The organism is Rheinheimera sp. UJ63 (assembly GCF_021568285.1).
Lineage (GTDB): Bacteria > Pseudomonadota > Gammaproteobacteria > Enterobacterales > Alteromonadaceae > Alishewanella > Alishewanella maricola.
In genome coordinates this window covers 502,675-517,199 of record NZ_JAKGTQ010000001.1, presented here as the reverse complement: position 1 = coordinate 517,199, position 14,525 = coordinate 502,675, and the positions used below count along the sequence as shown (strand labels likewise).

At 47.1% G+C, this 14,525-nt stretch carries 18 protein-coding genes; 13 read left to right on the top strand and 5 right to left on the bottom strand.

All coding sequences use genetic code 11. The features are described from left to right. Positions 1-29: 29 nt before the first annotated feature. From L1N97_RS02375 to ygfZ, 4 genes are all read right to left on the bottom strand, one after another. A complete protein-coding gene (locus L1N97_RS02375; protein WP_229585375.1) occupies positions 30-350 on the bottom strand; it encodes a bactofilin family protein in 321 nt (106 codons plus the stop codon). Positions 351-358: 8 nt separating this feature from the next. Next, complete coding sequence (locus L1N97_RS02370) at positions 359-1,381, bottom strand: M23 family metallopeptidase (protein ID WP_236128717.1); 1,023 nt, start codon at positions 1,379-1,381, stop codon at positions 359-361. Between the two features lie 126 nt (positions 1,382-1,507). Then, a complete protein-coding gene (locus L1N97_RS02365) occupies positions 1,508-1,993 on the bottom strand; it encodes an FKBP-type peptidyl-prolyl cis-trans isomerase (RefSeq protein WP_229585377.1) in 486 nt (161 codons plus the stop codon). Positions 1,994-2,002: 9 nt separating this feature from the next. Next, positions 2,003-2,974 carry a tRNA-modifying protein YgfZ gene (gene ygfZ, locus L1N97_RS02360; RefSeq protein ID WP_236128716.1) on the bottom strand — a complete coding sequence of 324 codons (972 nt, stop codon included), beginning with the start codon at positions 2,972-2,974 and terminating at the stop codon, positions 2,003-2,005. A gap of 118 nt (positions 2,975-3,092) precedes the next feature. On the opposite strand from ygfZ, the gene L1N97_RS02355 reads away from it, so the two are divergent. Further along, positions 3,093-3,344, top strand: a complete 252-nt coding sequence (locus L1N97_RS02355) for an FAD assembly factor SdhE (RefSeq protein WP_226749597.1) — start codon at positions 3,093-3,095, stop codon at positions 3,342-3,344. Next, positions 3,331-3,762 (top strand): protein YgfX, encoded by a 432-nt coding sequence (locus tag L1N97_RS02350; RefSeq protein WP_236128715.1) that lies wholly within the window; start codon positions 3,331-3,333, stop codon positions 3,760-3,762. The genes L1N97_RS02355 and L1N97_RS02350 overlap by 14 nt, the downstream gene beginning before the upstream one ends. Here L1N97_RS02350 and nadB read toward each other — a convergent pair. Next, positions 3,759-5,363 carry an L-aspartate oxidase gene (gene nadB / locus L1N97_RS02345; protein WP_229585380.1) on the bottom strand — a complete coding sequence of 535 codons (1,605 nt, stop codon included), beginning with the start codon at positions 5,361-5,363 and terminating at the stop codon, positions 3,759-3,761. The two genes, L1N97_RS02350 and nadB, sit on opposite strands and share 4 nt — an antisense overlap. A 208-nt stretch (positions 5,364-5,571) precedes the next feature. On the opposite strand from nadB, the gene rpoE reads away from it, so the two are divergent. The 11 genes from rpoE to acpS all read left to right on the top strand — a co-directional run bounded on the left by rpoE (position 5,572) and on the right by acpS (position 14,525). Next, positions 5,572-6,153 (top strand): RNA polymerase sigma factor RpoE, encoded by a 582-nt coding sequence (gene rpoE / locus L1N97_RS02340; RefSeq protein WP_226749600.1) that lies wholly within the window; start codon positions 5,572-5,574, stop codon positions 6,151-6,153. Between the two features lie 30 nt (positions 6,154-6,183). Next, positions 6,184-6,792: a sigma-E factor negative regulatory protein gene (locus L1N97_RS02335; RefSeq protein WP_229585381.1), complete on the top strand. Its 609-nt coding sequence runs from the start codon at positions 6,184-6,186 to the stop codon at positions 6,790-6,792. Then, positions 6,792-7,736 (top strand): MucB/RseB C-terminal domain-containing protein, encoded by a 945-nt coding sequence (locus L1N97_RS02330; RefSeq protein WP_236128714.1) that lies wholly within the window; start codon positions 6,792-6,794, stop codon positions 7,734-7,736. Before L1N97_RS02335 ends, L1N97_RS02330 begins: the two co-directional genes overlap by 1 nt. A gap of 18 nt (positions 7,737-7,754) precedes the next feature. Beyond that, complete coding sequence (locus L1N97_RS02325) at positions 7,755-8,219, top strand: SoxR reducing system RseC family protein (RefSeq protein ID WP_236128713.1); 465 nt, start codon at positions 7,755-7,757, stop codon at positions 8,217-8,219. A 133-nt stretch (positions 8,220-8,352) separates the two neighbouring features. After that, complete coding sequence (gene lepA, locus L1N97_RS02320; protein WP_226749604.1) at positions 8,353-10,152, top strand: translation elongation factor 4; 1,800 nt, start codon at positions 8,353-8,355, stop codon at positions 10,150-10,152. Positions 10,153-10,180: 28 nt separating this feature from the next. Continuing rightward, a complete protein-coding gene (gene lepB / locus L1N97_RS02315) occupies positions 10,181-11,104 on the top strand; it encodes a signal peptidase I (protein ID WP_229585384.1) in 924 nt (307 codons plus the stop codon). Positions 11,105-11,113: 9 nt separating this feature from the next. Continuing rightward, positions 11,114-11,788 carry a ribonuclease III gene (gene rnc / locus L1N97_RS02310; protein ID WP_226749606.1) on the top strand — a complete coding sequence of 225 codons (675 nt, stop codon included), beginning with the start codon at positions 11,114-11,116 and terminating at the stop codon, positions 11,786-11,788. After that, the gene (gene era / locus L1N97_RS02305) at positions 11,778-12,695 is read left to right on the top strand and encodes a GTPase Era (RefSeq protein ID WP_226749607.1); all 918 of its coding nucleotides are present in this window, start codon (positions 11,778-11,780) and stop codon (positions 12,693-12,695) included. The genes rnc and era overlap by 11 nt, the downstream gene beginning before the upstream one ends. An 8-nt stretch (positions 12,696-12,703) precedes the next feature. Next, positions 12,704-13,396, top strand: coding sequence for a DNA repair protein RecO (recO, locus tag L1N97_RS02300; protein ID WP_229585385.1), 693 nt, complete (start codon positions 12,704-12,706; stop codon positions 13,394-13,396). 20 nt (positions 13,397-13,416) lie between these two features. Next, positions 13,417-14,148 (top strand): pyridoxine 5'-phosphate synthase, encoded by a 732-nt coding sequence (pdxJ, locus tag L1N97_RS02295; protein ID WP_229585386.1) that lies wholly within the window; start codon positions 13,417-13,419, stop codon positions 14,146-14,148. Next, the gene (acpS, locus tag L1N97_RS02290) at positions 14,148-14,525 is read left to right on the top strand and encodes a holo-ACP synthase (RefSeq protein ID WP_226749610.1); all 378 of its coding nucleotides are present in this window, start codon (positions 14,148-14,150) and stop codon (positions 14,523-14,525) included. Before pdxJ ends, acpS begins: the two co-directional genes overlap by 1 nt.

Below are 14,525 nucleotides of genomic sequence, written 5' to 3'. Positions count from 1 at the left end.
TAAAGGGCATAGTGTAGCATAAAGCGGCGTTATTTCGCTTGGCTAAGTTCAGCAACGTTGTTGGGTTGCAGTTCGTCGGTTAACAGCAGATTTTGTTGGCCAGGTTTAGAGGCATGCGTTTCGCCAAAAAAACTGCCACCCCGTTCGATACACAGATTATCGCTGAACACCACGCCATGTGCTTTGCCTTGAGGCAGTATTTCAACTATGTTAGCGGTGATTTGACCATCGAAATAGCCATTTATCATCACCTTGTCAGCGGTGATTTCGCCGACAACTTTACCACTACAGCTGATGATGACAGTACTTTTGCATTCGACGTTACCCTCAAGTTCGCCGTCGATTTGCATATCACTGTTTACTCGGCAGTTGCCGTTAAGGACGCATCCCTCAGCGATGACAGTTGTAATTGTGTGCTTGCCTTGGTTTGCAACATGGTTACCAAAGAATCCCATTTAATACTCCTCTCTTTTTCGAACAACAGGTCGAAATTACCGGAATCCCATTCCATAAAGTGTTGTGGATTAAGCGACCGGTCAAGAAAATGAATTTCATAGTGTAAATGCGGTGCGGTTGAACTGCCGGTATTGCCTGCTTTAGCGATTAATTGGCCTTTGTGGACAAAGGTGCCACTTGCCACATTAAAGTCTGATAAATGAGCGTAAAGCGTGGCAAAACCAAAAGCATGACGTATTTTTAATAAGTTGCCATAACCGCTATTGCTGCGACGCACCACTTCCACCACGCCGTCAGCAGGGGCATAAATTTCGGTGCCTTTCGGTGCTGTGAGATCAATACCATTATGATGCTGGCGCTTGCCTAAAATAGGGTGGGTACGAACGCCATAGCGAGAAGAACGTTTATCGAAATCAAGTGGTGAGCCATTGGGTACCAGCTGCAACATGGCCATCCTTGCACTGGCGTTCACGGTGGCGATATCCAGTCGAGCTTCTAAATTTTGATCGATACCTTGCTCTAAACCTAAATTCTGTTCAATTTCACCCAAACGTTGGCTGACTTGCAGCATCTGATCTTGTTTAAGGGTTAATTCGTGTTCTAGGGTTTCGCGGGCGGCATTTAACTGAGCCAGTTGTTGCTGTAAAGCATTCGTTTGCGAGGTCAGTAGCTGTTGCTCGGTTTTGGTTTGTTCAACCGTATGCAGCAAATAGTTAATCACCGCCGCGGTGATCAGTACTGAAAACAGCACAAGCCATAAGCCAATTACAGCGTTGCGCTTAAATATCTTACCGATACTAAAGTGCTTGGTGCCGTTGATGCTAGAGATAGAAATACTAATACGATCTTTCATCAGCTGGATAATGTGCTCAGTGGCTAAAAAATAACAATGGCTAAAAATATGTGGCTTTGGGGTGGCTGTCAAGCAGTTCATGCGGCGGGTTGCACTACTTCAGAGCAATGATTTTTCAGTTGGCGTGTTTGCTTAGGGTCAATAAAAAAACCGCAGCGGTCACTGCGGTTCTTTTTTTATCAATGAAATCAATAAGCCTTAGTGATCAGCATGTCCATCTAAACCATGCACATGGCCGTGCGCCAGTTCTTCTGCTGTCGCATCACGAACTAACACAACGTCAACATCAAAACTGAGTTCAATGCCAGCGAGTGGGTGATTACCATCAACGACGACTTCTTCTTCTGTAACGTCGACAATAATGACCGGCTGTTCACGGCCATCTGGGCCGGATGCGCGAAAACGCATGCCTACTTCTACATCCATACCTTCAAACATGTTTTTCGGTACGGATTGTACGAGTTGATCATGACGCTCGCCGTAAGCATCTGCAGCAGCAATGCTGCTCGTAAATTTATCGCCACTGTTTTTGCCAATCAGTGCTTGTTCCAGACCTGGGATCAATGCACCATGGCCAAACAGGAAGACTAGAGGTTCGCCGCCAGCAGAAGAGTCAAGCTGGTTACCTGCAGTATCTGTTACTGTGTAATGGATGGCGACGACTTTGTCTTGAGAAATGGTCATGCAAACCTCTTAATTTAATGAATAAGGTAGCGGTAGTTGTTGCAGCAAAACGGGCTGCTCAGCACTTAGCCGCAAGGTGTCTGCCGGTGTTATATCATTCGGAAGCAGTGCTAACAACCAAAGTTGGTCATTGATATTCACCGCATTAATGACTTGGCCAATCCGGCGCCAGTTCTGTTCCAGTTGCAGTTCTATTGCTGTGCCTGCGACCGGAAGTTCGTTGGTGTTTGCGTGTAAAATGTAACTGGCTCTTTTATTGCCACCGCGGTATTTCAAACGGGCTACCGTTTCTTGTCCGATATAGCAGCCTTTGGTAAAGCTGATGGCATCAATCGCTTGTAAGTTAAGCATCTGTGGCACGGCTTCGCCAATTAGCGGTTGTTCTAAATAAGCTAAACCTTGCAAAATATGGGCTTTAAGCCAAACCGTTGGGGCGGCCAGTGGCCAATCTGCCGTCATAAGTTGCTGCGCCTGCGTTTGCGGTAGCACCAACATAAAATGCGCCGCAGCTAAGCGTAATAAGCTGCCGTGTGGTCCATGGCTAACCTGACCGTCTGCCGCGGGCAGACTAAAACCTAACTGTGTCACAAGCTGCTCTGCTTGCGAACCGCCTAAACCAAACACGGCATAAGGTTCGGTGGTTTGGTCAAAACTTACTTTGGAAAACACGCCAAATTTTTTCAGTTGGGCGGCAGAGGCTTGCAGTTCGTCACGAAAAGCGACCATCAGTAGCGCATCGTCTTTGGCAAACAACTGAAATATCGCCCACATTTTACCTTTAGCATCACAATGTGCGCCGCGTAAAAAAGTGTCCGCCGTTAAGGTTTCAATATCACAGGTCGTTTGCCCTTGTAGATATTTACGGTTATCAGGCCCACTAATAGCCAATACCTGAAAAGCAGGTAAAGGAGCAAGATAAGCATCATGAACCTGAGTAGATAATTGTGCGTATTGTTCTGCAGTTAGCCAAGATGTATGCATAGCGAGCGTTCATTTAACCGTTAATAGTAAATAGATTGGGGCAAGACACAAAAGCTCAACCCCTGATCGCAATATTTGTTAAGATACTGCCAATGTCGCAGAATAATGAGGAGTCTACATGACCGCTTTAATGAGTAAACCAAAACTGCGCTGGGCGTGTCGTCGCGGTATGTTGGAGTTAGATATTTTATTAGCCCCCTTCGTCGACGAAGGTTACGATGCATTAAACGACCAGCAAAAAGCCGATTTTGAACGGCTCTTAGCCTGTGATGATCCGGATTTATTCGCTTGGTTTATGGGGCATCAACACTCTAAAGATGCCTCTATTCAAGCCATGGTTGAGTTAATCGTCAATCGTGTCCGGGTCTAGCTTTTATCTTAGAACCTCGCGTTACCGACGCATTGCGCTACTGGCCATCAGTGTGCTCGGTGGCGCTATCGTCCTCACTTTACCGCTGCAAGGGATCTGGTATTTACCCGCTGCCTTGTTGCTGCTCGCGTTTTTTTATCTGATGCTGCAATACTGGGCTGCACCCGGTGTTAGCGGTATTTTACATATTGAGCAAGATGGCGCTTTGCATTGGCAACAAAGTGCTTTACCCGCTGGGCAATTAGCCGCAAATTGTCTACTCAACCCTTGGTTTGTGCAATTGTTTTGGTATGACGAAATGGGCCAGCGGCAGCGCTGTTATCTGTTTGCCGACCAATTGTCTGCCAGTGATTATCGAGCACTGGCAAGACGGGTACAATTGCAACGCTGGCGCAGCGTTGCTGACGAGGCGCTTTAACGCAGCGGTTGTAAAATACTCGGTTTACTATCACTTAGCATATTTGGGTAATCCAAATTGTAATGTAAACCCCGGCTTTCTTTACGCTGCATGGCACAGCGAATAATAAGCTCGGCCACTTGCACTAAATTACGTAATTCCAATAAATTATTGCTGATACGAAAATGACTGTAATAATCGTGGATTTCTTGTTTTAGTAACTCTACGCGATGCAGTGCCCGTTCAAGTCGCTTATCGGTGCGCACAATACCCACATAATCCCACATAAATAACCGCAACTCGTGCCAGTTATGCGTTATCACTACTTCTTCATCCGAATTACTCACTCGGCTATCGTCCCAAGCGGGCAACGTTAGGGTAGCTTGAGATTGGGGCAATTGCGTCAAAATATGTCGAGCCGCGGCTTGGGCAAAAACAATACATTCTAATAACGAATTAGACGCCATTCTGTTCGCGCCGTGTAAACCGGTATAGGCCACTTCGCCAATGGCGTATAAATTTTGCAAGTCGGTTTGGCCATGCAAATTGGTCATTACGCCGCCGCAGGTATAGTGCGCAGCAGGGACGACCGGAATGGCCTCTTTGGTAATATCAATACCCACACTGAGGCATTTAGCGTAAATGGTGGGGAAGTGTTCAATAATAAAATCTTTGTCTTGATGACTAATATCTAAAAACACAGAGTTAGCGCCAAGGCGTTTCATTTCAAAATCGATCGCACGAGCCACAATATCTCGCGGTGCTAACTCTGCACGCTCATCAAAATCAGGCATAAACCGGCTGCCATCGGGGCGCTTTAAATAGGCTCCTTCGCCGCGCATGGCCTCGGTAATTAAAAAATTCGGTGCTGCAGGGTGGTACAAACTGGTTGGGTGAAATTGATTAAATTCCATATTGGCCACCCGACAACCCGCACGCCAAGCCATCGCAATGCCATCGCCACTGGCTACATCTGGATTGCTGGTATACAGATACACTTTACTGGCGCCGCCGGTAGCTAGTGCCACCGCTTTAGCTTGAATGGTCTCAACGCGAGCCAAAAGGTTGTTCCAAACATAAGCACCATAACAACGTGCCGGATCTAGACCGAGTTTTTTGCCGGTGAGCAAATCAATGGCGTTGTAGTTTTCTAACAAACGAATATTTGGGTGGCGTTTAACTTGATCAACCAGCGTGATTTGTACGGCTTTACCGGTGGCGTCGGCTGCATGCAAGATGCGGCGATGACTATGGCCACCTTCCCGAGTGAGGTGGTATTTCATGCTGCCATCAGTATCTTGGTACTGATCAAAGGGGACGCCTTGGGCGATTAACCACTCCATCGCTTGCTTAGCGTGTTCTGCGGTAAATTTTACCGCTTCTTCTTCGCACAAACCGGCACCAGCAATCAAGGTGTCATTCACATGCGACGCGATGGTGTCATTTTCGTCAAACACCGCGGCGATCCCGCCTTGCGCGTACAGTGTTGAGCCTTCGCGTAAAGCCCCTTTACTTAAAACAATAACGCTGGCGTGATCCGCCAATTGCAGCGCTAGCGACAAACCCGCCGCGCCACTACCAATAATTAATACGTCACAAAGATATTCATTGGGTTGTGTCATAGGATACACTTAACTCAGTTAGTGGCTTTGGTAAAACAGACTAAAATAACAGGCTGCGGTATAATTTGTTGCGCTATGTTCAGGTTATTCTAGCGTTTTTATAAAAATAAGCAGAACTATTTATTCAGCCTGCAGTCATAGTCAGTACGCTTGACTGGCGCCATTCGTTTACAACACCTAAATAAGTATTACAGGGGTAGGCTCAAGAATGAGCGAGCAAGAATTAGATTGGCAAATTGTCCAGCGTGTACAACAAGGCGATAAAGCCGCTTTCAATCTGCTGGTAAAAAAATATCAGCATAGGATCGCGAACTTAATCTCACGTTATGTCTCTAACCATGGTGACGTAGCTGATGTCGCTCAAGAAGCCTTTATTAAAGCTTATCGAGCTATCCCCGGTTTTCGTGGTGAGAGTGCGTTTTATACTTGGTTGTATCGAATAGCAGTGAATAGTGCCAAAAATTATCTGGTATCAAACAATCGTAAGCCACCGGCTAGCGATGTAGATGCCGAGGATGCAGAATACTACGAAGGTAGTGATGCTTTAAAAGAACAAGATTCTCCGGAACATTTATTATTGTCCGAAGAAATTCGCCAAGTGGTGTTTGGTACCATAGAAAAATTACCCGATGAGTTACGTACGGCAATTACGCTACGTGAATTAGAAGGGTTAAGTTACGAAGAGATTGCCGAAGTTATGGAGTGTCCGATTGGTACAGTACGTAGTCGTATTTTCCGGGCGCGCGAAGCCATAGACGCTCAGTTAAAACCCTTAGTGGGTAATACCTAAGCCGATATAGACTATTTGACAGGAAACTTTATGTTGTCAGAAAAGCAAGAATGGCTGTCACAAGCCGCCGATAATCACGCGTTAACTGCCGAGCAACTGTCAGAATTGTTACAGCAGCCTGATTTGCAGGAAACCGTGCAGCGCTATCAGTTGGCTGGTGCCGTGCTTCGAAATGAAGCCGAAAGTGTGTTACCACTGGATTTTGCCGATAACTTGGCCAGTATGTTGGAACAAGAGCCAACCTATCAATTGCAAAACAGCAGCAGTTTATTACAGAAAATGAAAAACGGTTTACTACAGGCGGCGAATGCCGAATGGTTTAAACCGGCAGCACATGGTGCTATTGCCGCCAGTGTCGCTTTAGTGGCGGTATTTGGTGTGCAGCAATATCAGCAACCGCTCGAACAGCAACTGAGTGCGCCCACGCCTCTTTTACAAACGCGCCCCGTTGCCGGTTTTGCTACGCCAGTGAGTTTAAGTCAAACGTCTGTTGAAAATCGTTTTGAAGCGCAAGAGCAGCAAGCGATGTTAGAGCAACAGCAACGTCTGCAAGCGTTATTACAGGCGCACCGTCAGCAAATTCGAGTTTCTGAAACGCAAACGAACAAAACCTCAACACAGGAAAAACGCGAGCAATAATGATGAAATGGCTGTTTGGCATCTGTAGTATGGTCGTGCTGTGTTGTAGTCAGCCGGCAAGTGCCGAAGAAACGGGTTGGGCTTTATTTGATAAAGTGCAGCAGAGTGTTAAACAGCACAATTTTGACGTTTCTTATGTCGTGCTCAAAGGCGGCCAAGCCGAGACCTATCGTTGGTTGCATGGCCGTTCGGGTGATAAAGAAATTGAACATCTGATCCCGATGTACGCCGATGGTGTCGATATCGTTAGACGCAGCGACAAAGTGTATTATTTACTCAGCGAGCGTCCTTCTCTCGTGACCCAAAGCAGCAGTATTAAAGAACTGCCGCCATTATTATTTCAAAGCCCCGAAAAAATTCGCAGCCTGTACGATGCGGTCGCCGGTAGCAGTTCGCTGATGGACGGTCGTAGTGCCCAACTATTAAGGCTATCTGCCATTGATGATAATCGGCATCATTATTGGCTGTGGGTAGATGTGCAAACTGGCTTTCCGCTGCGCATTGATACCTTGTCTGAACAACATCCCAATAACAAAAACCGTGCTTTAGAGATTTGGCAGGTCACGCATTTACGCATCACTCCTGAGCTTCCCGATACCTTAGCGCAATTGCTAGAAATTGAGTTGCCTGCGCTGACACCGCCTGTGGTAGCCAAACCGGCTTCGCAACCGCACCAACTTAGCTGGTTACCGAAGGGTTTTAGCATTAGCGACGATCCATTATTAGTGCCTCAGTTACAACCTGATGTGCTCAGTTACTGGTTATTGTCAGATGGCTTACATCAAGTGTCGGTTTTTGTGCAGAATAGCCATCAGTTACCCACTCAAGCTTACCGTGATGGCGCCACCACCATTTATGTACAAGCCGATGCTAAACAGGATGTGACCGTGATTGGGCCAATCAGCATTGAAACGGCTAAGCGTTTAGCCGCTGCGGTGCACTAATGATGAGCCAGCTGCCCCATGGTTGAAGAAATAGCCACCGTATTAGCCATTGAATCCGATGGGGTCTGGCTAAATACCACACCGGCTGGGACCTGTCATAGCTGTCATGTCAGTACTGATTGTGGTACTGGCATCGTGGCGCAAACCTTTACACCTCGCCAAAATCGCTTTTTTGTCAAAACTCCGTTACAGCTGTTACCCGGTGAACAAGTGACGATTGGTGTTGCCGAGCAAGGCTTAGTGTTAGCGGCCTTGGCCGTCTATTTATTACCCTTAGTGTTGATGTTAGTGGTGGTGGTGACCATGCAAAGCCTATGGCAACCGGCTGAAAGCTGGTTGATGTTGGGCGCACTGATCGGCGGGGCCAGCGGCTTTGCTTTAGCTCGGCGCTATAATCAGTCTTTGCAAAGCCAGCAAGAGCAAGTGATCATCTTAAGCGTACTGCCCAGTATAAAGCTAAACCCTGCAGCGACTGACGCTTAACAACCATAGCAAGCTGCCGCGGGATAGAGTACAATTCGCGCTAATTTTATTAATAACCTGTATGGTTAGTCTTAAGCTATTGGTCATTTACTGACAGCGACGGCGGCCATACGCTTAGTTTCTTGCGGATACCATGCCTAAACTTGAACATATCAGAAATTTCTCAGTTATTGCCCACATTGACCACGGAAAATCTACCTTATCCGATCGCCTGATCCAATATTGTGGCGGTTTAAGTGATCGTGAAATGCAGCAACAAGTGCTGGATTCCATGGATCTGGAGCGTGAACGTGGTATCACCATCAAAGCACAGAGTGTGACGCTGTATTATCCTGCGGATGATGGCAACACTTACCAGCTAAACTTTATCGATACGCCAGGCCACGTAGACTTTACTTATGAAGTGAGCCGTTCGTTAGCCGCCTGTGAAGGCGCGTTATTGGTAGTGGATGCTGGACAAGGGGTAGAGGCACAAACCGTGGCCAACTGCTATACCGCCTTGGACATGAATTTAGAAGTTATCCCGGTACTGAATAAGATCGACTTACCACAGGCAGAGCCGGAGCGGGTAGCTGAAGAAATCGAAGATATTATTGGTATTGAAGCCCTGGGTGCGGTGCAGTGTTCGGCCAAAACCGGTTTGGGTATCAAGGATGTGTTAGAAACTATCGTTAAAAAAATCCCTTGCCCAGAAGGCGAGCCGGATGCCCCGACGCAAGCATTAATTATCGATTCTTGGTTTGACGCCTACCAAGGTGTTGTCTCTTTAGTTCGGGTAAAACACGGTAGTATTAAAACCAAAGACAAAATCAAAGTGATGTCGAGTGGGCAAATCTTTGAAGTAGACAAAGTAGGGGTGTTCAGCCCGAAAGCCACCAATACCGGCGAATTAAAAACCGGTGAAGTAGGCTTTGTGATTGCCGGTATTAAAGAAATCAAGGGCGCCCCAGTGGGTGATACCTTAACCTTGGCAAAAAACAGCGCTGAAAAAGCCTTACCGGGTTTTAAACGGATTAAACCGCAGGTGTATGCGGGTGTTTTCCCGGTGTCCAGCGATGATTATGAAGACTTCCGTGATGCACTGGCTAAGTTAAGCTTAAACGACTCGTCATTATTTTATGAACCAGAAAACTCAGGCGCATTAGGCTTTGGCTTTCGGATCGGTTTCCTGGGTATGTTGCACATGGAAATCATTCAAGAGCGCTTAGAGCGGGAATACGATCTGGATCTGATTACAACAGCACCAACGGTAGTGTATGAAGTGGTCACCAAAAATGGCGAGACCATTTTAGTGGATAACCCCAGCGATTTACCTGCGGTAAATGATATTGACGAGATCCGTGAACCTATCGTTGAAGCGCATATCTTGGTGCCGCAAGAGTATTTAGGTAACGTTATTACCCTATGTATCGAAAAGCGCGGTACGCAAATTAATATGAGCTACCACGGTCGACAAGTCGCCGTGGTTTACGAACTGCCGATGGCTGAAGTGGTGATGGATTTCTTCGACCGCTTAAAATCGACCAGTCGCGGTTATGCGTCATTGGATTACAGTTTCAAACGTTTCCAAACCTCGAATATGCAGCGGGTTGATATCTTGATTAACGGCGAGCGGGTAGATGCGTTGGCCATCATCAGTCATATCGATTTTGCACAAGGTCGAGGCCGGCAGTTAGCGGAAAAGCTAAAAGAGCTGATCCCACGGCAGATGTTCGATATTGCCATTCAAGCAGCTATTGGCAACCATGTTATTGCTCGTACTACGGTAAAACAGTTACGCAAAAACGTATTAGCGAAATGTTATGGTGGCGATATTAGCCGTAAGAAAAAGCTCTTACAAAAGCAAAAAGACGGTAAAAAACGGATGAAACAAGTGGGTAATGTGGAAGTGCCACAAGAAGCCTTCTTGGCCATTTTAAAAGTGGGTAAATAAACCCCGATCGCATGATTAAGGAAGCTTAATGGCTGGTTATTTTGCAATATTTTTGGTGTTACTGACGTTAGCATGTACCGTTACTTGGTTATTCGAGCGGTTTTTACTCGCGCCGAAGCGGCAGCAAAAATTAGCTTTTGCCAATGCCCAATCGAAGTCGGTATTGCCAGAACAGGTTCAGCAAGACTTTTTAAAACAACCGGCCATTGTTGAAACCGCCATTTCAATTTTACCGGTAGTTGCGGGCATCACCTTGTTACGCTCGTTTTTGTACGAGCCGTTTCAAATTCCGTCAGGATCGATGATGCCGACCTTATTGGTCGGTGATTTTATTTTGGTAGAAAAGTTTTCTTATGATGTAAAAGATCCGGTTTGGCGCAAAACCTTGTGGTCAAACAATCAGCCTGAGCGTGGAGATGTTGCGGTATTTAAATATCCGCCTAATCCACGTTTAGACTATATCAAGCGGGTTGTGGGTTTGCCTGGCGATCGTATTGTGTATAAGCAAAAGCAATTGTATATCCAACGCGCTTGTAGCGAAGGTCAAACCAGCGGCTGCGGCAATTTAGAAATGATCCCGTTAACCTTTCAAGCCGAGGCTGAGTTCTTTATGGGGCCGTTACCACAACGCCGATATGAAGAAACGCTGGGACAGGTAACGCACAATATTTTGCAAACTCCGATGCTGCCAGACAATCTACAGGATTTCTATCGTCAGCCAGGTACGGGTATTGATGAGTTTGTTGTACCTGCAGGCCACTATTTTGTACTAGGTGATAATCGCGACAACAGTGTTGATAGTCGGTTTTGGGGCTTTGTGCCTGCCGATAACATGGTTGGTAAAGCGGTATTTGTCTGGATGAGTTTTGAATTTAGCGAAGACCCGAATAGCTGGTTACCGCGTTGGGTTCCGGTCGGTGTACGTTTTGCACGACTAGGACCGATCCATTAAGAGTGTTTTATGCATAAACCGTTAGCACCGCTGATGCGCAAATTAAGTTATGAGTTTCAGCAACCCGCCTTATTGGAGCAGGCGCTGACCCACCGCAGTTGTAAAGGACAACATAACGAGCGGTTAGAATTTCTAGGTGATGCCTTACTTGGTCTGGTCATTGCGGAAGCGTTATTTGAGCGTTTTCCAGAGACCCGCGAAGGCGATTTAACACGCATGCGCTCGGCGCTGGTAAAAGGGGTCACCCTAGCCTCTATTGCCCAAGAATTAGGCTTATCTGAGTTTTTACGTTTAGGGCCAGGTGAGTTAAAAAGCGGTGGTTTTCGTCGAGAATCGATTTTAGCGGATGCGCTAGAAGCGATTATTGGGGCAATTTATTTAGATAGCGGTATGGCAGCGTGTAAAGCGCAAATCATGTTGTGGTTTGCACAGCGTTTACAAGAAATTACCCCAGGCCAGCAAAAAGACTCGAAAACCCTGCTGCAAGAATATTTACAAGGGTTACGTAAACCCTTGCCCACCTACGATGTGATTGCCACCGTGGGTGAGGCTCATCAGCAAACTTTCACTGTGCGTTGCACCGTGCCAGGCATGCCCCCGATTAATGCGACCGGTTCATCTCGGCGCAAAGCTGAGCAGGATGCGGCTCAGTTGGCTTTGGAACAAATTAAACATGACAGATAAGCAACAGCCCGACGCAGCAACGACTTTTGCCGGTTTGGTGGCCATAGTTGGGCGGCCGAATGTCGGTAAATCGACCCTGTTAAATAAATTAGTGGGTCAGAAAGTCAGTATTACGTCAAAAAAGCCCCAAACGACCCGCCATCGTATTGTCGGCATTGATACTCAAGAGCAGTATCAAACCGTCTATGTCGATACCCCCGGCCTGCATATTGAAGAAAAACGCGCGATTAACCGCCTGATGAATAAAGCGGCTTCGTCATCAATTCAAGACGTAGAGTGTGTGATTTTTGTGGTTGAAGGCACGCGTTGGCACGATGACGATCAAATGGTGCTGAACAAACTGATCGCGGCCAATAAACCGGTGGTCTTAGTGGTAAATAAAGTCGATTTGTATAAAGACAAATCAGATTTATTACCGCATCTACAGTGGTTGGGCAGCCAGTTACCGTTTTTAGATGTGGTGCCGTTATCTGCTGAAACCGGCGATAATGTTGAAGCCCTACGTAAAGTGATACAACGCCAGCTGCCGCCTTGCGAATTCTTTTTCCCAGAAGATTATATTACCGATCGCTCGCAGCGTTTTATGGCAGCAGAAATCGTCCGTGAAAAACTGATGCGCTTTCTCGGTGATGAATTACCTTATGCCGTCACGGTGGAGATCGAACGCTTTAAATGGGAAGAAAAACACTTTCACATTGCAGCGTTAGTGCTGGTTGAGCGCGAAAGTCAGAAGCGGATGGTCATTGGTAACAAAGGCGAGCGGATTAAGCAAATTGCCACTGAAGCCCGGCTAGATATGGCGGACATGTTGGATGCGCCGGTGTTTTTGCAAGTTTGGGTTAAAGTGAAATCGGGGTGGGCAGATGATGAGCGAGCGCTGCGCAGCCTAGGTTACGGCGAAGATTAAGCCCGCCAATGGACGCTAAGCTCTGGCCTGCCTATATTTTGCATAGCCGTCCCTTTCAGGAAGATAAACTTTTATTGTCACTGTTGTTACCTGAGCAAGGGCGCATTAGCGCTGTTGCGCGGCGACGCAGTGGCAAACAGCATCGCGCACTCCAACCCTTTCAGTTGTTCTCGGTCAGTTTAACCGGTCGCAGTGACTTAAAAACGGTAAAACAGCTCGAAGAGAGCCGTGCCGCCAGCCAATTAAGCGGTAAGGTGCTGTTCAGTGGTCTTTATCTCAATGAATTGATATGTCGTTTATGGCCTGCTGATCAGCCATCAGATAACTTATTTGCTTTATATCAACAGGCATTAGCCGCGCTAGTGCAGGTACAACAACAAGCAACGGGTTTAGAAAGTGCGTTGCGCCAATTTGAATTGGCCTTATTAGACGAATTAGGCGTATTACCTGACTGGTCATCTGACTGCTATGATCGACCTTTGCAAGCCGAGCAGCATTATTGTTATGTGCCAGAGCAAGGCTTGGTGCCCGTGCAGCAAGGCTGGCCTGGTGCTTTGTTGCTAGCGCTGGCCGCAGAGCAATGGCATGTTGTCGGGCTATTACCGGTGGCTAAACAACTGACTCGACAATTACTGGCCCCGTTACTGGGCAATAAACCTTTAGCCAGCAGGGCATTATTTACTTCGTCCGATAAGGCGTAACCCAAAGAGTGGAGAGAAAAATGACGGCAATTTATTTGGGTGTCAATATTGATCACGTGGCAACAGTGCGTAATGCACGTGGCACTTATTATCCCGAGCCAGTGCACGCGGCACTGATGGCCGAGCAAGCCGGTGCGGATGGCATAACCGTGCATTTGCGCGAAGACCGCCGCCATATTATTGATCGCGATGTGTTTATTTTACGCGAGACCTTAGCAACACGGCTCAATTTCGAAATGGCACTGACCGATGAAATGCTGGGCATTGCGGCTAAGCTGAAACCGCATTTTTGTTGTTTAGTCCCAGAAAAGCGTGAAGAATTGACCACCGAAGGCGGTTTAGAAGTTGCCGGTAAATTAAGCCAAATGCGTGATGCTGTGGCGCAACTTGCCGCAGATAATATTTTGGTATCACTGTTTATTGATGCCGATAAAAAACAAATTGCTGCCGCGGCCGAAGTCGGCGCACCCTTTATCGAGATCCACACGGGTAAGTATGCCGAAGCCAAGCATCCCGCGGAGCAGTTAGCCGAACTAAAGCGTATTCAAGAGGCTGCAACCTATGCGGCTTCATTGGGGTTAACGGTCAATGCGGGCCATGGTTTGCATTATCATAACGTACAGCCTATTGCGGCTATCCCTGAAATGTACGAGCTTAATATTGGTCATGCTATTATTGCCCGCGCTATTTTTAGCGGTTTAGGCCCAGCAGTAAGCGAAATGAAACGGCTGATGGTAGAGGCACGTCGTTAATGGCGATCCGCGGCCTAGGTACTGATATTGTGGCGATTGAACGCATTGCCCGAAGTTTGCAGCAGACCCCTCGATTAGTGCTGCGGGTGTTAACCCCGTTTGAGCAAGAGCAATATCAAAATCATCGGCAACCCGAGCGTTACTTTGCAAAACGTTTTGCCGCGAAAGAAGCCGCGGCAAAAGCCTTGGGTACCGGTATTGGTCGCGGCATTTCATTTCAACATTTTGAGATCCGTAATGATGTCTGGGGCAAGCCTGAGTTAACCTTAACCGAGCAGGCTGCTGTGTTAGCTGCCGAGAAGGGCGTTACTGCAGTTTGGCTCAGTATCAGTGATGAGCAGGCTTATGCTTGTGCCACGGTCATTTTAGAATCTTAA